The following is a 24,820-nucleotide window of genomic DNA, read 5'->3' on the forward strand; positions in this document are numbered from 1 at the left end:
CGCGATCAAACAAATTATGCATTTTATATCTGAAAAATTAGACGATTATGTTGTAGATCATTCTGAAGATGAACCAGAATTATTACAACAATTAAATAGAGAAACCTACCAAAAAATATTACAACCCAGAATGCTCAGCGGGCACTATCAGGGTAGAGTATTGAGCATGATCTCTAAATTGACTAATCCAAAAAACATTTTAGAAATAGGAACGTATACGGGCTATTCAGCACTCTGCTTAGCTGAGGGCATGCAAAATTCTGGAGAATTACATACTATAGACATCAATGAAGAGTTGATTGACTTTCAGCGCAAGTATTTTGACAAATCTGATTATGGGAATCAAATTATTCAACACTTGGGCAATGCCTTAGAAATTATTCCGGAGCTTGATAGAACTTTTGATTTAATATTTATTGATGCCGATAAAGAGAATTATTCCAATTATTTCAATGTTGTTATAGACAAATTAAATAAAGGAGGTATTATTTTATCTGATAATGTACTTTGGAGTGGTAAAGTAATTGAAGAATTAAAGCCTGATGACTTTTCAACTACAGCACTTTTAGAATATAATAGAATACTCAAAAAAGATAGCAGAATTGAAACTGTAGTTTTGCCTATTAGAGACGGGCTAACTATAAGCAGAAAGGTTTAAAATTTTCGTTTTACTGAGCCTGTAAAGTCTTCCAGGTCGTCTTTTACCTTATCCAGTTCTTTTTTAACATCAGATGTGATACTGGTATCTATACCATTATTCTCTGCAGTTTTAGTTATTTCATGCTTAATGTCGTTAGTAGCATCTTTAAGGGTTCTCATTCCCTTGCCTAATCCTCTTGCTATTTCCGGTAGCCTATCAGCACCAAAAACCATGATGACAATAAATAGTATGAATGCTATTTCTGCACCGCTTATAAATAAAAATGTTGCTTGCTGTATCACAGTACAAATATAGTGAGTTCATAGCATAGTATAAAAAAAGCCGATTCAAAAAATCGGCTTTTAGTATAAATAATCTCTTTTTAACTTTTAATCTTTTCTTTAAACTGATCAAAATCACTTTGCTGCTCTTGTTTTGGCCATGAATTATTTGAAGTATCTACATCTGCGGTTTCTTCATTAGGATCGATCATAATAGATACAATCTCCTTCTCTGATGCTATAACCTTACTCACTTCATTATCGTTAAACCTCCATATCTGTGCAGGGTACGTTTCGGTTTTTTTAGTGCCATCAGCGTAAGTAAACTCTACTATAATTGGCATTACCAAACCTCCCGGTTTTTCAAAGGTTATATTATAGAAAAAATTAGGCGTTTTAATTTGTTGCTGCTCTTCCGGCGTAAAATTATCCATAATATATTCTTTAAGCGGTATAGAATTATCTAAAAGAGAGCCATTTTTTAATTCCTCATTATAATCTTCACTCCCTTCTTCTATCATGTATACCAAAGGCCTTAAGTCTTTCAGGTCCATGCCTCGTTCTTTAACAATATCTCTTACAATTTTGTTAGGTTGGGATGACACATAATATTTTTTAACCTCTTTTAAACCAATATCTACCCAATCTGTAGTATAAAACCAACCACGCCAGTACCAGTCTAAATCAAAGGCCGAAGCATCTTCCATAGTTCTAAAAAAGTCTTCCGGAGTTGGATGCTTGAATTTCCATCTGTTGGCATACTCCTTAAAGGCATAATCGAACAACTCACGCCCCATAACAGTTTCTCTTAAAATATTTAAAGCTGTAGCCGGTTTTCCGTAAGCGTTATTACCAAACTGATAGGTATTAAGTCCCTTGGTCATAATTGGAGCTATATAATCCTGATCACCACTCATATAGGGCACAATCATTTTGGCCGGCCCCCGGTCTGAAGGAAAGTGTTTATCTTTTGGAGATAACGCCGAGGGATACTTTTCTCCAAAATCTTGTTCTGCAACATATTGCACAAACGTATTTAGTCCTTCATCCATCCAGGTCCATTGGCGTTCATCACTATTTACAATCATTGGAAAAAAGTTATGACCTACTTCATGAATTATCACCCCCATCATACCATATTTAACACGATCACTATATGTTCCATCTTCTTTTGGGCGACCATAATTCCAACAAATCATAGGGTATTCCATACCTTGTTGTTTTGCATGCACAGAAATAGCTTTATGGTAAGGATAATCAAAGGTCATTCTTGAGTAAGATTCTAAAGTACTTGCTACAGCCTTTGTGGACCACTCCTCCCACAGTGGGTTTCCTTCTTTAGGATAAAGTGAAACAGCCATCACATCTTTACCTCCTATTTTTACAGCCATCATATCCAATATAAACTTCCTTGAGGTTGCAAAACCAAAATCACGAACGTTTTTAGCTCTTAGCTTCCAGGTTTTTGTTTTCTCTGAGAAGTCTGATTCTTTAGCTACTACTTCATCCTGGCCTACTATAATAACAGGGGTATTAAAAGATTTTTTTGCTTCCTCATAACGCTGCATCATTGTTTTAGAATACACTTCTTTTCTATTTACAAGTACTCCGGTACCATCTAAAACATGATCTGCTGGTACAGTAATGTTTACCTCATAATCTCCAAAAGGCAAGGCAAACTCATCTCTTCCCCAGAACTGTGAATTTTGCCACCCCTCTACATCACTATATACTGCCATTCTTGGAAAAAACTGAGCTATAACATAGGCTCTATTTCCATCCTTAGGAAAATATTCATAACCGGAACGTCCATCTTCAACAACATGATCATTTATATTGTACCACCAATTAATTGAGAATGAAAATTTCTCTCCGTTCTTTAAAACTTTAGGTAATTCAATGCGCATCATAGTTCTATTAATCATATGTGCAAGAGGCCTACCATTGGTATCTTTAACTTCCAGAATATTAAAACCACGTTCTAATGGTTCTTTTAAATATTTTGAGGCAAACTCACCCGGAAGCGCATATGGTTGCATGCTCGAGCCTTCTATTAAAGGTGATTTAGAATCTTTTGCTCTTTTATTCTGATCTAATTGCACCCATAAATACTTTAATTCGTCAGGAGAATTATTGGTATATGTTATAGTTTCAAAACCAGATATTTTTGCATTTTTATCGTCTAAGACAATATCCATTTTATAATCAGCTTGTTGCTGATAATATGCAACTCCTGGGGCTCCTGATGCAGCACGATACATGTTAGGTGTTGAAAACTCATCATATAGTTGCTTAAATTTATTAGTATTGGTATGCCCTTTTTTAGGCTGAGCATTCTCTTGATTTTGAGCTATTAATCCAAATGGAACAAAAAATAAAGAAAGGACGAATAAAATGACTCTTTTCATAGTTTATTTATGATAGTTTAAAAAAATATTGATTTTAACCAATTTTATTATAAAATTGATATAAAAGTTCACGAAAATACTAAAATACCAAAGCAACAAACAGCATTTTAATTAAATTTTAACAAGGCAGTATCTTTTTGTAGAAATAGAATAACGCTTTTTTGTTTAGAGTTAATTTTAGTTTTTATAATGTTTTGCTGATCTTCAAAGACATCAAACAAAACTTTATTGCTTATCTCAAAAGATTTTATGTTATCTACATTTTCTATTTCTAAATAGCATTTCATAATATCGGCATCATATACCTTACCTATAAAAACAAGTTTAGCGTCCTTACCATTTATTTTTATTTTTAGCTTTTGCTGTAGATAGCGTTCAATATATGTATCCACATTAGCTGGTTCATCATCACCTGCAAGGGTTATACTTTCATCATAACGCTCTCTCAACAGTCGTTCAAAATCATCAATAAAAATTCTGGATGTAATTTGAACAGACTTTTTTTCCTTTATATAATCAACTTGCGTAACACTGATATAATATTTATGTATGCTTGTAAATGCTAATAAAGGGACAATTAGCAATAGTAAGATTAACCCACTGTATTTCATGTTTTTTTCGCTAAAATAATTAATTTAAGATACCTTCATAATTCTATAAGCATAGAGTATACTCTATAGTCTCTTCAAAAAGCATTCCAAGTACTTTAATCTTTTTTAAAACTCAAATTTTCTTGATACTGATCGTATTTAACTTTTAAAAATGAGAATATTTCTATATCTGATTTACCGCTGCACCGCTCTATAAAGTTTTTGTCATCCATACAGAAATATAAAAAATCCATTTTCAATTCATCAGCTAAAGGATTAGTTTCAAAAAAATCTTCTGATAATCTGGCTTTAATCCTTTTTATCAGATTGTCTTTTTTTTCCAATCTAATTTGACTTTTAAGCTTTTTTGTTCTTCCTGAAATAGCGTTTATTATAGGGTTTAAAGGTACAATACCTCCTCCCGTTGTAGCTTCATGAAGTCGTCGTTCACTTTGTGTAGCAATCTTCCCTGTATAACCGGGAATGCCAACATCGTAAAAATTTACGGGCGCATCACCTTCTGTATTTTGTACATCAAGCATTAGATCTCCTGTTAATAGCTTTCCAACAACTACCTGATCTAGTTCATTTACTTGTTCTTTTAATTCAACTAGAATAGTCTTTCTTAAAATGATGTCTTTTGAAATGATAATATCTTTGGGTAGGTGTTGAATAGACGAAAAGCTTAAAGTATCATTTAGTTTTACCGAAATTTGAAATTCGCCGTTCTTATTGCTTATTGTAAAAACCTGTGCGGTTTTATTAATAACGTGAATGTTTTCATTATCAATTGAGCTGTCAATCTTTCCAAATAATTCTATAGACTGACTATTTACAACATTTGAGCACAAAACCAGTACAAGACTAACTATGATACATTTCAAAATCTTAAAATTATGCTATAAAGAACGTATTTCATATCTTAAAGAAAACGCAAATAACTCGTAATGTTTTGTTAAAGCTTTGATTTAACTTTTAGAGTTTAAAAATTCTTTACTTTTTATATTTAAAAGCTCCAGAAACTCCATTTCTTTACCATAATTAAGCAACGTGAAATCAAAATCATCACTTTCAACAAATTGAATAAATTCCTGTACACGATGCTCCGGTATACTAAAATTATCTACTAAAAATTCTGAGCCAAAATAATATTTAATGGATTCTATTGGTACATCAGGAACACCTGCTTTCTTTTTATCAACTACACCAGACCTAAATAGAGGTAACAATAATTGATCTACAACATTTACTATATTAAGTCCATTAACCATATGCTGCTGCTGAGAATTCATAGTAATGTTTTTAACCTCGGTTTTATAATCTTTTTCAAAATCATATTCAGAACTATGCTTAACACCAAAATACAATGCATCTAATTTAGGGTTAAAAGGTTTTGCCCCCTCCATATCTGTATCTAAATTTCCTGACAGCCCTTTTGTAAATACCACAACCTCATCCAGCTTATTGATTTCCTCTATTAAAAATAATTTCATTCGTTTTGACTCAAGAATAGCTTCGTTAACTTTAAATGTAATATTCTGGTACTGAAGCGCACTAACCTCAACAATATCATTTAAAGCCACAGCTATCTCAAATGCACCATTATTGTCTGTAATTGTACCTTTATTTGATGAGGTATTGAAAATGGTTATTCCTGAAATATCACTACCCTCAACTATAATCTTACCAGAAACCTGAACTCTGTTAATGGTTTGACAAACAACATTCATAGAAGTTAATACAATAAAGAATAAAACTATTTTTTTCATTTATTTTTTATTTCAAATTACTACTTTAATTTTTATTTCTAAAGCAAAACCATTAAAATTTTAGTATAATTATTTTAATTAGCTTTACACCGAAACTCATTTTAATATGAAAAACATTATCATAGCTAGTACCTCAACAATTCACGGAAGTGATTATCTGGAATATATTTTAGATGAATTAAACGTGTTTTTTAAAAATGCCAATACCATTTTATTTATCCCCTATGCCAGACCTGGTGGGATATCACATGATGAATATACTCAAAGAGTAAAAAGTGCTTTTGAAAAAATTGACAAATCTGTTAAGGGTATTCATGAATTTGAAAACCCTGTTGAGGCTGTAACTAACGCCGAAGCTATCTTTACAGGGGGAGGCAACACATTTGTTTTAACTTATCAACTATATAAAAATAACTTGATTACACCTTTGCAAACAGCAATACATAATGGCACTCCTTATTTAGGAACCAGTGCTGGCAGTAATATCTGCGGGCTTACCATTAACACTACTAATGATATGCCCATTGTATATCCACCAAGTTTTAAGGCCTTGGCTTTAGTTCCTTTTAATATTAACCCGCATTATTTAGATCCCGACACGTCCAGCACACATATGGGAGAAACACGAGAAACCAGAATTAAAGAATTTCATCATTATAATCCTCAACCTGTTATTGGGCTAAGAGAAGGGAGTTGGTTGCTTGTGCAAAACAACTCTATTTTACTTAAAGGCATTTTATCAGCCAGGATTTTTGAATATAATAAATTGCCTTATGAAGTAGCCTCTGGAACTGAATTAAACCATCTAAAATAAAAAAGGTCTCATCTTTTTTGATGAGACCTTTTGAGCGGGAGACCGGGTTCGAACCGGCGACATTCAGCTTGGAAGGCTGACGCTCTACCAACTGAGCTACTCCCGCATTAACTGCATGCAAATATAAACAAACACTATTCTCTTTTCCAAGGAAAAATCACAACTTTTTCAAAAAATGAAAACCCAAAATTTTAAATCCTTCATTAAAATAAAATTTATGAGATAAATGATTGCTTACGTAAGTATTTAACTCAACAGATTCAAAGCCTTTACTTGTTACATAATCATAAATCCAATCAAAAAATTGTTTACCTAAGCCACTACCTCTGTAATCGTCCTCAATAAAAACATGATCGGGTTCAACACTTCTTCCTGAATAATGCCTTGTACAATACCATAGTCCACATACACCTATTAACTTTTTATCATCATAAATACCTGCACACTCGTAGTTTTGAGTCACCATTTCTGAAAATCTTTGTTTTAAGGTTTTTTGAGATATTTTATAATCATTTAGTTTCTCAACCAAAGGAATCACTTCCTTAAAATCTTTTTCATCAATAATTTTAAACACTATAGACATAAAATTTTCCTTATAAGCTAATAATTTGTAAATATAAATTTTATAAGTTTGAAATATATCATCAAAGAATTAATTAGCATAGAAACTTCAAAATATCAAATAAAGCAAATATCAGCAGAAGATACTTATGACGTAAGGCATCCCGTTTTAAGAAGTGGAAAACCGATAGAAACTTGTATCTTTAAAGGTGACAATCTTGAAACGACAATACATTTGGGGATTTACTACAATGGCTCTATAATTGGTGTGTGCTCATTTTTTTACAATTCTCATAAAGACATATCAGAAAGTAATCAATACCAGCTTAGAGGTATGGCCATATTAAAAAAGTATCAGGGCAAAGGTACTGGTAAAACTATTTTAAGCTATGGCGAAAATCTACTTAAACAAAAAAATATAAATTTGATTTGGTGCAATGCAAGAGAGGTTGCTGTTAACTTCTATAAAAGGAATGGGTATCGTACTATAGGTAAATCTTTTAACATAACAGATATTGGGCTACATTACGTTATGAGCAAACCTATATAAGTTTTAATACAATATGTTTTGTGACTTCATTAATTAAAGTGGGTCAAACCTTAAGACGTAAAAATTTTGTAATTTTAATTACAAATATCATTTAAAATGAGAGGAAGAAATTTAAAGGTTAGATTGTTAATTGGTACTGCTATAGCTTTATTTTTTATTTTAAAAAGATGTAGTCAGCAAGAAGTTAACCCTTATACAGGGCGAACTCAAACCATATCAATGACTCCGGATAAAGAAATTGCAATTGGCCTTCAAAGCGCCCCACAAATGGCACAGCAACATGGCGGACTACATCCTAACAATCAATATCAAGCACTGGTAGACAATGTTGGAAACAAATTGGTTAGCAGTAGTATAGCACGAGAAACACCTTACAAATATGAATTTCATTTGCTTAATGACCCTAATACAATCAATGCCTTTGCTTTACCTGGCGGACAGATATTTATCACTTATGCACTATTTTCAAAACTGGAAAATGAAGATCAATTAGCCGGTGTATTAGGGCATGAAATTGGACATGTACTAGGAAGACATAGTGCAGAACGAATCGCAGAAAGTGAGTATTGGCAAGGGTTAACAACTGCGGGGTCTGTTGGGGCAGATATGGGCGGATTAATTAGTGGAATTGGACAAAACACATTACTTACCAATGGAAGAGATGATGAGCTTGAAAGCGATGAACTAGGCGTAAAATTTATGATTAAATCCGGGTATAACCCAGAAGAGATGATTGGTGTTATGAGCATATTAAAAGCCGGCGCCGGGCCTAATCGTGTACCTGAATTCCAAAGTACACATCCGGATCCTGATAATAGGATTGAAAAAATTCAGGAAGCCATAGAAAAGTATAAAAACCAATAAATAAAAAAAGCCTTGTTTAAACAAGGCTTTTTAGAGTGACTAACTCAAAATAATTAATTATATGTATGTGTTTAATTATTTTCTTTTCTTTTTCTTAGCAAGCTTTTCTTTAATAACCGCTAATGCTTCATGTGCTCCATGTAATTCTGCATAATCAGCAGCCGTCTTATTTTTATCAGATCTTACTTTTAATTTAGCACCCTTTGAAATTAATAGTTTCAAAATTTCAACCCTGTTAAATTTTGCAGCATACATAGCCGGAGTCATTCCATTTGACTTTACATTTACATCTGCTCCACGTTCAATAAGTTTTTGGACAGTTTCTATATCACCTTTAGCAATAGAAACACAAAAGGAGTTCACTTTAAAATATGCTTCTACATTGTAATTTTTAACTGAAGGATTTAAGGTCGTAGCGTTCATGCTTACAATAGAAAAGCATAACGCCATAGCGGAAACGATGATTGTTTTTTTCATGATGAAAGATTTTAAGTTTGATTAATGATTTCGTTTTTTGATATACTAAAGAGACGATAATAATTTGAATCTGTTACACAAAAAATAATTTATAACAGATTTTTAACGTTTGATTCACAAATTATTAACGAAAACGTTTTCTTATTAAAACATCCCAAAAAGCCTTAAAAATTAGGGTATTTCAGGGATTTTTATGAGTCTTTTTTAACTAACTTCCGTATCTTTGAGCTGTTTAAAAATTTAACAAAAAATGAATAAAAAAGTTATTTTGATGATTCTTGACGGTTGGGGAAATTCTCCAGACCCTAAAGTTTCAGCTATTGATTATGCCAATACACCATTTATAGATACTCTATACAAAAAATACCCTTTTGCAACTTTAAGGACTGATGGTTTACATGTTGGTTTACCAGAAGGGCAAATGGGCAATAGTGAAGTTGGACATATGAATTTAGGTGCCGGTAGAATTGTATATCAAGATTTGGTAAAGGTTAATTTAGCTGTTGAAAACAAAACCCTCAATAACGAAAAAGTGTTGGTAGATGCCTTTGAATATGCTAAGACCAATAATAAAGATGTTCATTTTTTAGGCTTACTAAGTGATGGAGGTGTGCATTCGCATATTAATCATTTGTTTGGATTAATAGATGCTGCCAATGATTTTGGATTAGAACGCACTTATGTGCATGGTTTTACTGATGGTCGTGATGTGGATCCAAAATCAGGTGCCGGTTTTGTAAAACAATTAGAATCACATATTGAAAACACCAATACAAAAATAGCTACCATATCTGGGCGATACTACGCTATGGATAGAGATAAGCGCTGGGAACGTATTAAATTGGTATATGATGCCTTGGTAAATGGTGATGGTGAAAAGTCTACTAATATTATGGAAAGCATACAAGCTAATTATGCTAACGATGTTACTGATGAATTTGTTAAACCTATGATATCTGTAGATGAAAATAATGCCCCTGTTACCAAGATTAAAAATGGCGACGTGATTATTTTCTTTAATTTCAGAACAGACCGTGGTAGAGAGCTAACCGAAGTTCTATCTCAGGTAGATTTTCCGGAATACAATATGCAAAAACTGGATTTGCATTATGTAACACTAACCAACTATAATGACACTTACAAAAATGTTAATGTTATTTTCAATAAGGAAAACTTAACAGAAACTTTAGGAGAAGTGTTAGAAAAGCACAATAAAAAACAAATTAGAATTGCTGAAACAGAAAAATATCCACATGTTACGTTTTTCTTTTCAGGTGGTAGAGAACAAGAATTTGAGGGTGAACAACGTATTTTAAGAAATTCCCCAAAAGTAGCTACCTATGATTTAAAACCTGAAATGAGTGCTTATGAATTACGAGATGCCTTAGTACCTGAACTTGAAAAAGGGGATGTTGATTTTGTTTGTTTAAATTTTGCAAATGGTGATATGGTAGGCCATACCGGAGTTATGGAAGCTGCTATCAAAGCTTGTGAAGCTGTAGATGAATGTGTTAAAGATGTGGTTACAACAGCATTAGACAATAACTACACTACCTTGTTAATTGCAGATCATGGTAATTGCGAAACCATGATAAACCCTGATGGAACGCCAAACACAGCGCATACTACAAATCCCGTTCCTGTTATTTTAATAGATAATGACTTGACCGATATTAAAGATGGAATTTTAGGTGATATGGCGCCAACCATATTAAAACTTATGAATGTACCGCAACCTGAGGCTATGACCAGACATGCCTTAGTATAAGTTAAGACCTTTTTTGAATATTTTTATAAGCTCTGTATTATAATACAGAGCTTATTTTTTATCAATACCAGCACATACCATCCCAGCATAATATGTCGCTAAAAAATATTGTATTTTTGTTCTAAACCCAAGTTTTATAATTTTAAATGAATTTTAATCAACACTTAATTATTGCAGTTGACTTTGATGGTACCATTGTTGAAGATGCTTATCCTAAAATAGGTAAACCTATGATTTTTGCATTTGAAACCTTGATCAAACTTCAGGAAAAAGGACATCGGTTAATTTTATGGACCTATAGATCAGGAGACCGGTTAAAAGATGCTGTGAAATTTTGTGAAGACAACGGTGTTCACTTTTATGCAATAAACAAAAGCTTTCCTGAGGAAGAATATGACCTTGGTATGAGTAGAAAAATTAACGCAGACCTGTTTATTGATGACAGGAATATTGGGGGCTTCCCTGGTTGGGGGGAAATTTACCAAAAATTAACCAATACTGCTGCTCTACCCAAAAAGAAAAGAGGGTTCTTTGATTTGTTTAAGTAAAATCAGGTATTATACACAAAACCAATCTTAATATTTATTAGGTTAAATCCATTTGACTTTTTAAGTATCTTTGCATTCCTATATTTATAATTTATGATTATTGTTAAAACAAGAGAAGAGATTGAATTGATGCGTGCAAGTGCCTTAATTGTATCTAAAACTTTAGGAGTACTGGCAAAAGAAATTAAACCCGGCGTTACGACACTTGAGTTGGATAAAATTGCTGAAACATGTATTAGAGATCATGGTGCAGAACCGGGATTTTTAGGCTTATATGACTTCCCAAATACACTTTGTATGAGTCCAAACTCACAAGTGGTACATGGTATCCCTAATGGTGATCCATTAAAAGAAGGCGATATCATCTCCATTGATTGTGGTGCTTTGAAAGACGGGTTTTACGGTGATCATGCCTATACCTTTGCCGTAGGAGAAATAGATTCTGAAACCCAAAAACTTTTACAAGTTACCAAAGAATCTTTATATGTTGGTATTAGAGAATTTAAGGCTAACAACCGTGTTGGTGATGTTGGATATGCCATTCAAAAATATTGTGAAAATCATGGTTATGGTGTAGTACGGGAATTGGTAGGACATGGACTAGGTAAAAAAATGCATGAAGACCCTGAAATGCCAAATTACGGAAAACGTGGTCGAGGCAAAAAATTTATTGAAGGTATGGTAGTGGCTATTGAACCTATGATTAATATGGGAACCCATCGTATAAAACAACATAGAGACGGCTGGACCATTACAACCTTAGATAATAAACCATCTGCCCATTTTGAACATGACGTTGCACTTATTGATGGTAAACCAGAACTGTTATCAACCTTTGCTTATATCTATGACGCATTAGGAATAACAAGTAATGAAGAAGATGAATTTCGTCAAGAGGCTTTAGTTTTATAATAATGAGTATAGATTTTTCAAAAGTACCAGGAAAAGAACTTGTAAAAGGAGTAACCGGCAAGTATATACACTCAAAAACATTTACCGTAGGTTATGTTACTATTGAAGAAGGTGCTATTATGCCTTCGCATTCTCATGTTCATGAACAGACCACACAAGTTATTTCTGGACAATTAGAAATGACTATAGATGATAAAACTGAAATTTTAAAAGATGGCATGATTACCATAATTCCTTCTAATGCTACACATAGTGCCCGAGCTTTATCAAAATGCCAGGTTATTGACACTTTTTACCCCATTAGAGAAGATTATAAATAAGCCCTGTTGAAAAAGCTTTTTAAATTTATACTAAACATAGTACCAAGACCTTTATTAATTAGGCTGAGTTATGTTATCCGTCCGGTTTTAGCCTTATGTTTAAAAGGCAATACTTTTGTTGACCCCATTGACGGCAAAGGTTTTAGAACTTTTTTACCTTATGGTTACGGCAATCAACGTAATAATGTGTTATCTCCCTCAACACTTTCGTTAGAACGCCACCGGCTTCTTTGGTTGTATTTAAAAAACGAGACTAATTTCTTTTCAGAAAAATTAAAAGTGTTACATTTTGCTCCTGAACAGGCATTTTATAAACGTTTTAAGAACATGTCCAATTTAGATTATATTACTACAGATTTAAACTCTCCATTGGCCGATGTAAAAGCAGATATTTGTAACCTTCCTTTTAAAGATAATACGTTTGAATTTATATTATGTAATCATGTTTTAGAGCATATTCCAAATGACATCAAAGCCATGCAAGAGCTTTACAGAGTGCTAAAAAAAGGAGGTGTGGGTATATTTCAGGTCCCTCAGGATTTAAATCGGGAAGTTACTTTTGAAGACAATACCATTACCGATCAAAAAGTACGTGCTAAAATTTTTGGGCAATATGACCATGTTAGGATTTACGGCCGTGATTATTTTGACAAACTGCGCCGTATTGGCTTTAAGGTAGATGAAGTAGATTACACATCCAATTTCTCAGAAAACGATATTAAAACGTATTGCCTGGCTAAAGGAGAGATTATACCTGTGGTTAAAAAATAATCAGCTTTCCGGAAAGCCATTCAGAGCTAGTGTCTCCAATTCTTTAAGTTCATTTTCAAATATTAAAAACGCTTTTAGTTCAGTGTGCTTACTTAAAAACAATTTAACTTGTTCTATTCCCATAGCCTTAAAAGCCGTGGCATAAGCGTCTGCAATCATACAATTTTCAGCTATTACTGATATACTTAGTAAATTTGTTTTACTGGGATATCCTGTTTTAGCATCAATAATATGAGCATACCTATTACCATGTTCATCAACTTTAAACTTTCTGTAAGTCCCTGATGTGGCCATGGCCTCATCCTGCAATGCAATAGCTTTTAATATAGATTGCTTTCCATCAAAATTTGGGTTCTCCACTCCCACCTTCCATCTGGATTGTTTTTCGGTATTTTGCCCTTTAACCCTGATTTCCCCGCCAATTTCAACCAAATAATTATTTATTTTTTCAGACTCTAGATATTCACCTATAACATCTACACCATAGCCTTTTGCAATAGCATTAAAGTCTATAAAAGTGGCTTGAGGTTTACTTATTTTATTTTCACTTCGCAATATTTTATTAAATCCTACAGACAACATTAGGCTATCAATTTTCAGACTATCTAAATTTACAATCTTTCCTTCAGGGCCAAAATCCCATGCATTAACAACAGCCCCTATTGTAGGGTCAAAGGCACCATCAGTTTTACTATAAATATCCTTTGATGCCTCAAAAACAGTAATAAAATGATCATCAATTTCATTCGCTTCATTTCTATTCAATTTTGAGATATAAGAATTCACCTGATACGTAGACATGGATTTATTTATTACATAAAATAAGCTATCAAATTGAGCTTGATAGTTGACTTCTGAATCATAAATAATAGAATAACTGGTTCCAAAAACGGCTCCTGAAAGCTTAGTGTTCTTTATATTTTTTTTACATGAAACAGAAACTATTACAATTGATAAGACGAATAAAAATTTGCGCATAGATTAAAAGCTAATTTGGTGTTTTATATTTAAAGTGTAATGCTATGATGAGTTTAGTTCAAATTGGTTTCCAAAACCTGAATCCCATTATATTCCAATAAATAATCCTGATTTAAATAGATGGGCTGCTTTTCGCCATCAATACTACCAATTCCAACTCCAGCATACAATACTTTAGCATCTTTTTCTCTGGCATGTTTTTTAAAGGATTCCATCCAAATCACGTCATAGTTATTTGGATTTTCAGGCAATATTACTGCCCTAACTATAACAAAATAATATTGTTTGTTTTTATCTATACAAACAAACTGCGGGTGCTTTTTAAGCTTACTGTTAACAGCAATAAACTCAAAACCACGCTCCTCCAAATCTTTACCAACGTGGTTCATGGCTAAGTTATGTAATTCTTGTTTTGTAAGGGACTTACTCATACAGCAAAGATACAAACTTACTCCTTAAACCTTACAAATTTAGAATTTTCAAATGTATAGTTGGAAACCGGAATAATGGTATTGGTTTTCAATTCGTACCATGGCGATAACTCTGAATTTTCAAGGTTTTTAACCAAGTGTACACTTTGTGCTGGGGTATTGCCTTGAAATAAAAGGTATAGCTTATCGCCTTTTTCATTAACCACTTCATCACAAATCATAACAATATGTCCAGGTGATCCTCCTTTAATCAACATATCTCCTATCTTAAGGTCTGATGCCTGGTTGATTTTAGGTAATTCATTGTAAAGGGACAACGTACCTGAATACATATAAATCAAATTGAGGTAATTATAAAAGTTTTCCTTTGTGTAATCCGCCTTGGCTTTTTTATAAAAGGACACTTTATTTCCTTTAATTTTTGGCCTATACCCTTTAGCATATTGTTTCCACGAGCAATAGTGCCCACTTGTAAAATTAAAGCCTATATCCTGGCTTCTGTTTTGGTTCCAAAGGTATTCGCTCCGTACCCTGATTAAAGCATCTGCACATTGCTGCAACCCATTTTTAGGAACCGGTATATCTAATATCCCTATATGGCCATATTGCCAAAAGTATTCAGTATCATCATAGTTTATGATCCTGGCTCCAAAAGGTTTCAAGGTATAATTTCTAAGATAATCCTGAAAAGAGCCCTTTGCATAATCAACACGCTTATAGCCTTTAGGTGCATTTACCCGTGAGCATATAGTTAAACTATCTTTATTTATTAGCTCCGGAGTCTCAATAGCATTAACAACAGTTTGAGACATTTTAGAAACAGGTTCAGGCTTAAGGAACAGAAAGGTAACCAGACCTAAGATGCATAGTAAAAATAAAACGCGCTTCATGTCAATCTAACGTCAAAAAAATGTAGTTTGTATATTCTGTCTAAAATTTAAAGAACAATTAACATTTTCACCTTTATAAGCCCCTGATGCGTAAATACTCCAACTAGACGATTACTTGACGAAACACCATAACAAGCTGTAATTAAGCAATAAAACCATTACCACTACTAAAAGTAAAGTTTTATTATCACTTATAGAGGGCACTAATACCATTGAAGTAAAAACGGAAAAAGACTGTCAGGGTATATTTGAAGAACAAATATTGGTTGGAGAGGATCTATACATCTATCCAAATCCGGTTAACCAAATACTTTACATACATCTGGACAAAATGGACAACACCCCAACCGAGGTATTAGTGTACAATACCCTTGGTGCATTGATGCTTAACAAAAAAGAACTAATAAAAGGTCATCAAGTGAGCGTTAACATGTTTAAATTACCTCCCGGCATTTACTTTGTTAAGGTTATCTCAGGAAAGACTAATAAGACTGTAAAAATTGTAAAGAGATAACTAAAGGTATTTAGCTGACCTCCAAAGTTAAGAATATTATACTCTGATCTGATTGTATTTTATTTACTTAGTTTTATCAATTGACTGGTTAGCGTTTAAAGAATTTACTCAAAAGTCATTCTTTTTTAGTAACTTACAAGTAAAAAGAATGAAGACTACAGCACGTTTTGAACAGGCCTTAAAAAAACTTTATTTGGCTTTTCATAATAATAGGTTACATCCGGAATGTTGTAAGCAATGCGCTGTTGGAAACATTCTTGATAACACAGACAGTTGGAAACATCTTTCAGACGCTCACGGTTCGTTAAAACTAAACTATGTTGGACGTGTACACCAAAATCTGGGTAGAACCTTTAACGGTTACACTCCACTTGAGCTACTTAAAATTGAGCAAGAATTCTTAGAAGCATGTGGTTTTAAACTACCACTTCATTATACCAATGAAAAACCTAAAAGCCCTACCGATAAAGATATCTTATTTGAAGGTTTAACCGCAGTAATTAGTTATTTATGTAAACTGGAAGCAATTGATAATGTCATGGATTACACTGTGCTATTTGAATTTAAAAATACCCCGTTTAAAGCTAGATTGGAATTTTATTAGAAGACACACGTTGTATTATACTAAGAAAGCCCAACATATAAACTGCTGGGCTTTTCTAATTTTATAATGAGATACTGAAAACACGTTCAGTATGACAAATTTATTAGTTAAATGACAATTATTGGCCTATCCACCAAAGTCATCAAACCTGATATGCTCATCTGGAATACCAAAGTCCTCTCCCATTTTCTGAACCGCTTTATTCATTAATGGTGGTCCGCAAAAGTACAACTCAATATCTTCTGGAGCATCATGTTTACTCAAGTAGTTATCTATTACACAATTGTGGATAAATCCAACAAACCCATCTCCAGGTGCATCAATATTTTCTTTTACTTTCCAATTATCTTCCGGTAAAGGTTCAGATAATGCTAAGAAGAATCTGAAATTAGGAAATTCTTTCTCTAATTGGTAGAAATGATCTAAATAGAATAATTCCCGTTTAGAACGTCCACCATACCAATACGTAACTTTTCTTCCTGTCTTTAATGTTTTAAATAAGTGATACAAATGTGAACGCATTGGTGCCATACCTGCTCCCCCTCCTACATAAAGCATTTCGCTTTCTGACTCATTAATAAAGAACTCACCATAAGGCCCAGAAATAGTTACCTTGTCACCTTTCTTTTGATTAAATATATAAGATGATGCTACACCAGGGTTTACATCCATCCATCCGTTTTTAGCACGGTCCCATGGTGGTGTAGCTATACGAACATTTAACATAATCTCTCTTCCCTCTGCAGGAAAAGAAGCCATAGAATAGGCTCTTTCTACAGTCTCATCATTTTTCATAACTAAAGGCCAAAGACCAAATTTATCCCATTCTGCCTGAAACTTATCCGGAGTTTCATGTTCTTCCGGATGTGCAGTGATATCCATATCAGCATATTTAATCTCACATGGCGGTATTTCAATTTGAATGTATCCTCCTGCTTTGTATCCCATATCTTCAGGAATTTCAACAACAAACTCCTTAATAAATGAGGCTACATTATAGTTACGCACTACAGTTGCTTCCCATTTTTTGATACCAAACACTTCTTCAGGAATAGTAATGTTCATGTCTTGCTTAACTTTAACCTGACATGCTAAACGGGCTCCATGCTGTAACTCTTTTCTTGTAAAGTGAGGTGTCTCTGTAGGAAGTGCTTCTCCTCCACCTTCTATAACATGACATTCGCACTGAATACATGTTCCACCACCACCACATGCTGATGGTAAAAATATTTTTTGAGCCCCTAAAGTAGAAAGTAAGCTTCCTCCTGACGCTACTTCTACTTCCTTTTCACCGTTAATGGTAATTTTTACGGGTCCGGATGGAGATAACTTTTGTTTAACAAACAATAGTAAAGCAACCAATAACAGCGTTACTACTAAAAACGCTATAACCGTTACCACGATCATTCCTGTTGTACTTGCGGCTAATATCATATTACTCATTTACTTTTATGTTGTTAGCTATCACTTTTTCTTCTTCTGAATTGGTTTTGGCCTCTTCAACCTCAACCGTTTGTTCTTCTTTAGCAGCTTCTTCATCACCTCCGGTTAACATACCTCCAAAACTCATAAAACCAATAGCCATTAGCCCGGTAATGATGAATGTAATTCCTAAACCTCTTAAAGCTGGTGGTACATTAGAATATCTGATTTTTTCGCGAATAGCCGCAATGGCTAAAATGGCTAAAAACCAACCAATTCCAGAGCCTATTCCGTAGGTTGTAGCCAATCCTAAGGTAGGAATCTCACGAGATTGCATAAATAATGAACCTCCCAAAATAGCACAGTTTACAGCAATAAGCGGTAAGAAGATACCAAGCGAATTATACAAAGATGGCGAGAATTTCTCTACCACTATCTCTACCAGTTGTACCATGGTTGCAATGGTTGCAATAAACATGATAAATGATAAGAAACTTAAATCGTAATCTGCATACTCAGCGCCTAACCATTTACCTAAAGCCCCAGGCTGTAATAGATACTGGTCTAACAGCCAGTTTAATGGTACCGTAATGGCCAATACAAAAATAACGGCAGCTCCAAGACCGACAGCCGTGCTTACTTTTTTAGATACAGCAAGATAAGAACACATCCCTAAGAATGTGGCAAATACCATGTTGTCTATAAATATTGATTTGAAAAATAATTCTACGTGTTCTAACATATCTCTTAATCTTCTATTAATGCATTATTTTTTGAACGTTGAACCCAGATAATAATACCAACCACTATTAAAGCCATTGGCGCTAATAACATAAATCCATTATTTTCATAACCTAGGGCATAAACTCCAGTTTTTTCTATAGGATCTCCTAAAACTTTAAACCCTAATAATGTTCCTGCTCCAAGTAACTCTCTAAAGAATGCGACAATAATTAAAATAACACCATATCCGGCTGAATTACCTACACCGTCTAAAAATGATCTCCATGGACCATTTCCAAGAGCAAATGCTTCAAAACGTCCCATAATGATACAGTTTGTTATAATTAGTCCTACAAAGACAGACAAGGTTTTACTCAACTCATAAGCAAAAGCCTTAAGCACCTGATCTACTATAATTACCAAGGCAGCTACTACAATTAACTGCACAATGATTCTAATCTTAGAAGGGATAATATTTCTCATTAAAGAAATTACCACGTTTCCAATTCCCAGTACAAACAACACTGAAATAGACATTACAATTGCGGCTTCCAGTTCAGCCGTAATAGCCAAAGCAGAACATATACCCAATACCTGGATTGTAATTGGGTTGTTATCCGCTAAAGGGTCTTTAATTAATGCTGCGTCTTTTTTTGATAAAAGTCCCATAATTATTTCAATGTTTTAAAATAAGGCACATACTTCTTCAGCTCAGATTTAAGCATCGCAGTCACACCATCTCCGGTAATGGTTGCCCCGGCTATGGCATCTACCTTGTTATCGGTTTTATTTTCATTTTTCGGGTCGTTATTCCCCTTTGCAACGGTAATACCTTTAAACTCGCCATTACTCATTAAATGCTCTCCTATGAAATCATCCATAAAGTAACGTTGCTTAATGTTTGCTCCCAAACCAGCGGTTTCACCTTTATGATCAAAATAAGCACCTTGAACAACCATATCCTCATCCATGGCCACATACGCCCAAATAGCATCCCAAAGTCCTTTACCTCTAATAGGTGCTATGTAATAGGTTTTACCATCTTTATTACCAACAAATAATGGCAATCTTCTTTCTTGACCTGCCTTTGCACTGGCTTGTTCTTTTTTAACATCGATTAAATATGCATTCTCGTCTTCAGAAACATCATCTCCCTGAATAACTAACTGCTTTGTGATGTACTTTGAGAATAATTCCGGTGCTTCTTCTGTTGAAACAAAAATGGCACTGCTCTCATCATTTGCATTTACGCCCATAGCGTAAAGTATATTCTGCTGTTTTTCTAAGCGCTGATTATTGTCAATTTTTGGTCTTAATGCTGATGCAGTAAAGGCCAATAAACCACCAACTACAACTACCATAGCCACAGCAAATAATATGGTATATAAATTTGAATCTGTTCTGTTACTCATGATTAAGCTGTTTTAACTTTTACACGTTTCAATCTGCGCTTCACATTGCCCTGTACAACATAATGGTCAATAGTTGGTGCAAATACGTTCATTAATAGAATCGCTAACATTACGCCTTCCGGGTAAGCCGGGTTGAATACACGAATTAATATTGAAATAAATCCAACCAAGAACCCATATACCCATTTTCCTTTTGTAGTTTGAGATGCTGTTACAGGATCTGTAGCCATAAACACCGTACCAAAGGCAAAACCTCCTATTAATAAATGTTCCCAGAATGGGGTACTCATTAATCCGTAAAATTTACTGGATTCTGTTATAATCCCTACTGCAACCACTTGATTAAATATTAATCCCATTATTATAGCTCCTAATGCAGAGGACAACATAATTCTCCAGCTACCAATTTTAGAGAAAATTAAAAACAACCCTCCTAATAAAATGAGTAATGCTGAAGTTTCTCCAATTGACCCAGGTATAAAACCTAAAAACATATCCATAGCATCATATGCGACTTCTTTCCCTTGGGCTAAAGTCCCTAAAACCGTTTCGCCTGAAATCGCATCCGGTGTTGCGCCTTCTGCTAAATCTTGTACTCTTGGATCTGCCCCATGAACCCATACTTTGTCTCCTGACATCCAGGTTGGATATGCAAAGAATAAGAAAGCTCTAATGGTTAATGCCGGGTTTAATATGTTCATCCCTGTTCCTCCAAAAACTTCTTTACCTATTACAACACCAAAGGCAACTGCAACAGCTAACATCCAAAGGGGAATATCAACTGGGACAATTAAAGGCACTAACATTCCTGTTACCAAATATCCCTCTTCTACTTCATGCTTTTTAATAACAGCAAACAGGAACTCAATTCCTAAACCAACACCATAGGATACAATAACCAATGGCAATATTTTCCATAAACCAACAAAGAGGTTATCCAGTGTCCAAAACTCTGAACTAAAGAACCCTCCTGTAACAGCCTGAATTTCGCCTAAAGCTAAATGATGTTGATATCCTGCATTGAACATCCCAAATATCAAACATGGTATCATTGCCATTATTACCGTGTTCATGGTACGCTTTAAATCATCAGCGGCTTTGATATGAGTTCCATTATGTGTGGTCTCATCCGGTAAGAATAAAAAAGTATGAATAGCATTAAACGCCGGAGCCATTTTTTTGCCTCTATACTTTCTCTTTAAAATATGTAATTTACTTTTTAAACTCATCTTGTAATATTTTTCATTTCGTTCTCAATGAATAATTATCCAATTTCTTTTAGCATTAAGTCTAGACCTTCTCTTATTATTTTTTGATGTGGTTGTTTAGACACACAAACAAATTCTGTTAAAGCAAAATCTTCAGGTGCAACTTCATACATTCCTAAAGCTTCCATTTCATCTAAATCTTTATACATACAAGCCTTTAAGATTTGCATTGGATAAATATCCAAAGGAAAAACCTCCTCATAAGTACCCGTTGTTACAAATGCTCTATGCTCTCCATTTGTATTGGTATTCAAATCATATGCTTTCTTAGAGTTTAACCAGGAAAACGTCAATGCTCTTGATGTTGATATTTTATTGAACACCGGTTTAGTCCAACCAAAAAGCTCATAATCATCACCTTCAGGAATTACAGTAATTATATTGCTATAATAATCTAAACTACCATCACGTTTAACCTTTTTTCCAGACAATACGTTACCAGAAATGATTCTATCATTACCTTTTTCATCAACCCCCTTATCATAAATCATGGTAGCAACCTCACTTCCAATTAACGTCTTAAAATATCTGGGTTTTTTAACCGAAGAACCCGCTAAAGCAACAATACGTTCGGCATTAAATTTACCAGTTAGTAATAACTCTCCAATAATTACCAAATCTTGAGGAGCTACAGTCCAAACCACCTCACCCTTATTTACAGGGTCAATCTTATTGATTTGAGTTCCAACATTCCCAGAAGGATGTGGCCCTGATACTTTATGCAAAGTGATACCTGATAAACCTGCAAGTGGCGAATTTGAACTCTTACCAACACTTACATGTATTTTTCCTTCTGTTAACTTTCCTAAAGCGGTAATCGCGGCTTGTAGTTCTGCTTCTTTACCTTGTAGCGTAAAATCTAAATCGGCAGCCAATGGTGCGCTGGCATATCCTGAAATAAATATCGCTTTTGGCGATTTTTCAGGATTAGCAATTACATCATACGGGCGCTGCTTAACAAATGGCCAACATCCGGAAGCAAGCAAATGTGCTTTTACTTCTTCTGCTTTGGCTGCATCGATGTTAAACTGTCCATAATCTTTGAAAGATTGTGTTTTGTCTGCTTCAATTTTGATAGCATCTATACGTCTCTTTGGTCCACGAACTATTTCTATAACCTTACCTGAAACCGGCGATGAGAACTTAATACTCTCATTAGCCTTATCAAAAAATAAAGTGCTTCCAGCATCAACTGTAGCACCTTCTTTAGCAACAAGTTTAGGAATAACTCCGTGAAAATCTTCTGGTCTTACGGTGCAGTAGTTACTAACTACCGCTTGTTCAACGGTTTTGTCAGCTTCACCAATAAGTTTAATGTCCAGACCCTTTTTAATACGAATGTCTTTTGACATATTTATTTAATTGAAATTAGTTGTCTAAAAATCGGTGCAAAAATACGAATTAAATATACAGTTTACATAAAAAATACTTAGTTTTTTATGCTAACATATTTTACATCTTTTTTAGGCACAAAATTTGTTTATATTTACCAAAAACAGCTCTAAATGACCTTAAAGCCCTTCTTATTTTTTTGTTTAATTTTAATTCCGACTTACTTTTTTGGTCAGGAGGAAGAAGTTAACCCTCCAGATTATATCAAGACCATAAACTTTAGAGGTGACACCCCAGAAACTCAACTTCCTATTATAAATCTTGGTGATTATATAGAATTAGAATTTGATGCCTTAAATGGTGATGAAGATGATTTTTATTATAAAATCAAACATTATAATTTTGATTGGACGCCTTCTGTATTAATACAATCAGAATACATGGAGGGGTTTGATAACCAGCGTATCAGGGAATACGAAAACTCCTTTAACACCTATCAAATATATTCACATTACAAGCTCACTATCCCTAACGCTCAAACCAGAGGATTGAAAGTTTCAGGCAACTATATGATTTATATATATAATAGTAATGGTGAACTTGTTTTTTCTCGTAAATTTATGATGTATGAAGATAAAGTTGGTGTTGGGGTAAGTATAAAACGTGCCCGTGATATCGAATATATAGAAACTAAGCAAAGAGTAGAACTTTTAATTGCTTCTGGCAGTATGCAATTAAACAATCCTTATCAAACCGTAAAGGCTGTTATTATTCAAAATAATAACCTAAACACCGCTATTACAAACATAAAACCACAATACACTATTGGGAAAGATCTGATTTATAAATATGATTCTGAGATCAGTTTTTGGGGAGGTAATGAATACCTTTTTTTTGAAAATAAAGACATTCGCGCTTCAAATAATGGTGTTCAGTTTATAGCCCTTGAAGACCTTTATCATAACCATTTATTTACCAATACTATAAGGGCAAACAGACCTTATACGTATTATCCCGATATTAACGGCAATTATTTAGTAAACAATATTGATGCTTCAAACTCTGATATTGAGGCTGATTATGCCTGGATACACTTTTCATTGGAAAGTCAGGAATTTTTAAGAAACAAGAAAATACACGTATACGGCAGTTTTAACAATTACGCTATTGACGATAGTACTTTAATGACATTCAACCCTGAGCACAATACATATCAAAACACCATGTTACTCAAACAGGGATTCTATAATTACAAATATATTGTGATTGACTCAAAAGGTCAATTGAACGAGGGACTCATTAGCGGGAATTTCTGGCAAACTGAAAACAGCTATAAAGTCCTGATATATTACAGAGACTTAGGAGCTCGTTATGACCGTATTATTGGTTATAGCGAAGGGAATTCGGTAAATATCACCAATTAAATTTACCATTCAACTAATTTTTCCATCCAAACAGTCCAAAAATTACGCTAACCATTTAATATTTATTATTTTAGCGCCCTAAAACCCATTGTATATCAATAGTTAACATGGTTCAACAAGTAACTAAAGGCATAAAAATCTCGGTAGAAACCAATTTTGAAGGCTCATTTTATAAAAATTATAAAATACAGTATGCCTTTGGATACACAGTAACTATTGAAAACCAAAGCAAAGACTCTGTGCAGCTTAACACACGTCATTGGGAAATTCTTGATGCCTTAAACAACGTTGAAATTGTTGAGGGGGATGGTGTGATAGGAAAAAAACCTGTGTTAAAGCCTGGGGAATCTCACACCTATACTTCGGGATGCTTACTCACTTCACCGTTTGGAGCTATGCAAGGATTCTATAACATGGTAAACTTTACAACCACCAAAAAGTTTAAAGTAGTTATTCCCACTTTTAAGCTAAGTGCACCTTTTGCTATTAACTAGAAAAACATACCCCAAACGCAAAACTTTTTAACAGCGTAATCTTATTATTGGGTAT

29 protein-coding genes and 1 tRNA gene are annotated in these 24,820 nt (G+C 33.9%); 13 read left to right on the plus strand and 17 right to left on the minus strand.

Translation table 11 applies throughout. From position 1 onward, the window contains the following. Window positions 1–16 precede the first annotated feature (16 nt). A complete protein-coding gene (locus VOI54_RS00480; protein ID WP_326280738.1) occupies window positions 17–658 on the plus strand; it encodes an O-methyltransferase in 642 nt (213 codons plus the stop codon). Here VOI54_RS00480 and VOI54_RS00485 read toward each other — a convergent pair. The 5 genes from VOI54_RS00485 to VOI54_RS00505 all read right to left on the minus strand — a co-directional run bounded on the left by VOI54_RS00485 (window position 655) and on the right by VOI54_RS00505 (window position 5,688). Continuing rightward, complete coding sequence (locus VOI54_RS00485) at window positions 655–942, minus strand: Sec-independent protein translocase subunit TatA/TatB (protein ID WP_326280739.1); 288 nt, start codon at window positions 940–942, stop codon at window positions 655–657. The two genes, VOI54_RS00480 and VOI54_RS00485, sit on opposite strands and share 4 nt — an antisense overlap. Window positions 943–1,022: 80 nt before the next feature. Continuing rightward, a complete protein-coding gene (locus VOI54_RS00490; protein ID WP_326280740.1) occupies window positions 1,023–3,329 on the minus strand; it encodes a M1 family metallopeptidase in 2,307 nt (768 codons plus the stop codon). A gap of 107 nt (window positions 3,330–3,436) precedes the next feature. Next, window positions 3,437–3,940, minus strand: coding sequence for a DUF6702 family protein (locus VOI54_RS00495; protein ID WP_326280741.1), 504 nt, complete (start codon window positions 3,938–3,940; stop codon window positions 3,437–3,439). Window positions 3,941–4,035: 95 nt separating this feature from the next. Continuing rightward, window positions 4,036–4,803, minus strand: coding sequence for a peptidase associated/transthyretin-like domain-containing protein (locus VOI54_RS00500; RefSeq protein ID WP_326280742.1), 768 nt, complete (start codon window positions 4,801–4,803; stop codon window positions 4,036–4,038). 84 nt (window positions 4,804–4,887) lie between these two features. Beyond that, window positions 4,888–5,688 (minus strand): carboxypeptidase-like regulatory domain-containing protein, encoded by an 801-nt coding sequence (locus tag VOI54_RS00505; RefSeq protein ID WP_326280743.1) that lies wholly within the window; start codon window positions 5,686–5,688, stop codon window positions 4,888–4,890. Between the two features lie 106 nt (window positions 5,689–5,794). On the opposite strand from VOI54_RS00505, the gene pepE reads away from it, so the two are divergent. Further along, on the plus strand, window positions 5,795–6,502 hold the full coding sequence (pepE, locus tag VOI54_RS00510) for a dipeptidase PepE (RefSeq protein ID WP_326280744.1): 708 nt from the start codon (window positions 5,795–5,797) through the stop codon (window positions 6,500–6,502). A 33-nt stretch (window positions 6,503–6,535) separates the two neighbouring features. On the opposite strand, the gene VOI54_RS00515 is transcribed toward pepE, so the two are convergent. After that, window positions 6,536–6,608 (minus strand) — tRNA-Gly (locus VOI54_RS00515). A gap of 51 nt (window positions 6,609–6,659) precedes the next feature. Next, complete coding sequence (locus VOI54_RS00520; protein ID WP_326280745.1) at window positions 6,660–7,085, minus strand: GNAT family N-acetyltransferase; 426 nt, start codon at window positions 7,083–7,085, stop codon at window positions 6,660–6,662. 48 nt (window positions 7,086–7,133) lie between these two features. On the opposite strand from VOI54_RS00520, the gene VOI54_RS00525 reads away from it, so the two are divergent. Continuing rightward, window positions 7,134–7,613, plus strand: coding sequence for a GNAT family N-acetyltransferase (locus tag VOI54_RS00525; RefSeq protein WP_326280746.1), 480 nt, complete (start codon window positions 7,134–7,136; stop codon window positions 7,611–7,613). Window positions 7,614–7,709: 96 nt separating this feature from the next. Beyond that, window positions 7,710–8,477, plus strand: a complete 768-nt coding sequence (locus VOI54_RS00530; protein WP_326280747.1) for a M48 family metalloprotease — start codon at window positions 7,710–7,712, stop codon at window positions 8,475–8,477. Between the two features lie 75 nt (window positions 8,478–8,552). On the opposite strand, the gene VOI54_RS00535 is transcribed toward VOI54_RS00530, so the two are convergent. Then, window positions 8,553–8,954, minus strand: coding sequence for an ankyrin repeat domain-containing protein (locus tag VOI54_RS00535; protein WP_326280748.1), 402 nt, complete (start codon window positions 8,952–8,954; stop codon window positions 8,553–8,555). Between the two features lie 250 nt (window positions 8,955–9,204). On the opposite strand from VOI54_RS00535, the gene gpmI reads away from it, so the two are divergent. The 5 genes from gpmI (at window position 9,205) to VOI54_RS00560 (ending at window position 13,273) form a co-directional block, all read left to right on the plus strand. Further along, window positions 9,205–10,722: a 2,3-bisphosphoglycerate-independent phosphoglycerate mutase gene (gene gpmI, locus VOI54_RS00540; RefSeq protein ID WP_326280749.1), complete on the plus strand. Its 1,518-nt coding sequence runs from the start codon at window positions 9,205–9,207 to the stop codon at window positions 10,720–10,722. Between the two features lie 146 nt (window positions 10,723–10,868). Further along, entirely contained in the window at window positions 10,869–11,270 is a 402-nt protein-coding gene (locus VOI54_RS00545) for a BT0820 family HAD-type phosphatase (protein WP_326280750.1), read from the plus strand. A 93-nt stretch (window positions 11,271–11,363) separates the two neighbouring features. Next, the gene (map, locus tag VOI54_RS00550; protein ID WP_326280751.1) at window positions 11,364–12,182 is read left to right on the plus strand and encodes a type I methionyl aminopeptidase; all 819 of its coding nucleotides are present in this window, start codon (window positions 11,364–11,366) and stop codon (window positions 12,180–12,182) included. A gap of 2 nt (window positions 12,183–12,184) precedes the next feature. Next, on the plus strand, window positions 12,185–12,502 hold the full coding sequence (locus tag VOI54_RS00555; protein ID WP_326280752.1) for a cupin domain-containing protein: 318 nt from the start codon (window positions 12,185–12,187) through the stop codon (window positions 12,500–12,502). Between the two features lie 6 nt (window positions 12,503–12,508). Then, on the plus strand, window positions 12,509–13,273 hold the full coding sequence (locus VOI54_RS00560; RefSeq protein WP_326280753.1) for a methyltransferase domain-containing protein: 765 nt from the start codon (window positions 12,509–12,511) through the stop codon (window positions 13,271–13,273). Here VOI54_RS00560 and VOI54_RS00565 read toward each other — a convergent pair whose 3' ends face one another. From VOI54_RS00565 to VOI54_RS00575, 3 genes are read right to left on the minus strand one after another with little or no spacing between them, the layout of a single operon-like run. Continuing rightward, window positions 13,274–14,251, minus strand: a complete 978-nt coding sequence (locus VOI54_RS00565; protein WP_326280754.1) for an FAD:protein FMN transferase — start codon at window positions 14,249–14,251, stop codon at window positions 13,274–13,276. Between the two features lie 53 nt (window positions 14,252–14,304). Continuing rightward, window positions 14,305–14,682, minus strand: coding sequence for a DUF8840 domain-containing protein (locus VOI54_RS00570; RefSeq protein WP_326280755.1), 378 nt, complete (start codon window positions 14,680–14,682; stop codon window positions 14,305–14,307). 17 nt (window positions 14,683–14,699) lie between these two features. After that, window positions 14,700–15,572 (minus strand): DUF4846 domain-containing protein, encoded by an 873-nt coding sequence (locus VOI54_RS00575; protein ID WP_326280756.1) that lies wholly within the window; start codon window positions 15,570–15,572, stop codon window positions 14,700–14,702. Window positions 15,573–15,834: 262 nt separating this feature from the next. Between VOI54_RS00575 and VOI54_RS17985 the strand changes: the two genes are divergently transcribed. Together VOI54_RS17985 and VOI54_RS00580 are read left to right on the plus strand one after the other, a co-directional pair. Beyond that, window positions 15,835–16,086 (plus strand): T9SS type A sorting domain-containing protein, encoded by a 252-nt coding sequence (locus tag VOI54_RS17985; RefSeq protein ID WP_442809351.1) that lies wholly within the window; start codon window positions 15,835–15,837, stop codon window positions 16,084–16,086. A gap of 148 nt (window positions 16,087–16,234) precedes the next feature. Further along, window positions 16,235–16,690 carry a Na(+)-translocating NADH-quinone reductase subunit F gene (locus VOI54_RS00580; RefSeq protein WP_326280757.1) on the plus strand — a complete coding sequence of 152 codons (456 nt, stop codon included), beginning with the start codon at window positions 16,235–16,237 and terminating at the stop codon, window positions 16,688–16,690. Between the two features lie 126 nt (window positions 16,691–16,816). Here VOI54_RS00580 and nqrF read toward each other — a convergent pair whose 3' ends face one another. The 6 genes from nqrF to VOI54_RS00610 are packed head-to-tail and all read right to left on the minus strand — an operon-like array spanning window position 16,817 to window position 22,867. Continuing rightward, complete coding sequence (gene nqrF / locus VOI54_RS00585; RefSeq protein ID WP_326283122.1) at window positions 16,817–18,124, minus strand: NADH:ubiquinone reductase (Na(+)-transporting) subunit F; 1,308 nt, start codon at window positions 18,122–18,124, stop codon at window positions 16,817–16,819. 1 nt (window position 18,125) lies between these two features. Then, window positions 18,126–18,854 carry an NADH:ubiquinone reductase (Na(+)-transporting) subunit E gene (gene nqrE / locus VOI54_RS00590; RefSeq protein WP_326280758.1) on the minus strand — a complete coding sequence of 243 codons (729 nt, stop codon included), beginning with the start codon at window positions 18,852–18,854 and terminating at the stop codon, window positions 18,126–18,128. Window positions 18,855–18,859: 5 nt separating this feature from the next. Beyond that, window positions 18,860–19,504 carry an NADH:ubiquinone reductase (Na(+)-transporting) subunit D gene (locus VOI54_RS00595; protein WP_326280759.1) on the minus strand — a complete coding sequence of 215 codons (645 nt, stop codon included), beginning with the start codon at window positions 19,502–19,504 and terminating at the stop codon, window positions 18,860–18,862. A gap of 2 nt (window positions 19,505–19,506) precedes the next feature. Then, a complete protein-coding gene (locus VOI54_RS00600) occupies window positions 19,507–20,247 on the minus strand; it encodes a Na(+)-translocating NADH-quinone reductase subunit C (protein WP_326280760.1) in 741 nt (246 codons plus the stop codon). A gap of 2 nt (window positions 20,248–20,249) precedes the next feature. After that, window positions 20,250–21,476 carry an NADH:ubiquinone reductase (Na(+)-transporting) subunit B gene (locus VOI54_RS00605; protein ID WP_326280762.1) on the minus strand — a complete coding sequence of 409 codons (1,227 nt, stop codon included), beginning with the start codon at window positions 21,474–21,476 and terminating at the stop codon, window positions 20,250–20,252. Window positions 21,477–21,511: 35 nt separating this feature from the next. After that, entirely contained in the window at window positions 21,512–22,867 is a 1,356-nt protein-coding gene (locus VOI54_RS00610; RefSeq protein WP_326280763.1) for a Na(+)-translocating NADH-quinone reductase subunit A, read from the minus strand. A 153-nt stretch (window positions 22,868–23,020) separates the two neighbouring features. Here VOI54_RS00610 and VOI54_RS00615 point away from each other — a divergent pair, with 153 nt between their 5' ends. Next, complete coding sequence (locus VOI54_RS00615) at window positions 23,021–24,271, plus strand: type IX secretion system plug protein (RefSeq protein ID WP_326280765.1); 1,251 nt, start codon at window positions 23,021–23,023, stop codon at window positions 24,269–24,271. Window positions 24,272–24,378: 107 nt separating this feature from the next. Beyond that, window positions 24,379–24,765 (plus strand): Co2+/Mg2+ efflux facilitator ApaG/CorD, encoded by a 387-nt coding sequence (gene apaG / locus VOI54_RS00620; protein ID WP_326280766.1) that lies wholly within the window; start codon window positions 24,379–24,381, stop codon window positions 24,763–24,765. Window positions 24,766–24,820: the final 55 nt, after the last annotated feature.

The sequence above is a fragment of the Alterotamlana spongicola genome (assembly GCF_035818475.1).
Taxonomy (GTDB): domain Bacteria; phylum Bacteroidota; class Bacteroidia; order Flavobacteriales; family Flavobacteriaceae; genus Cognatitamlana.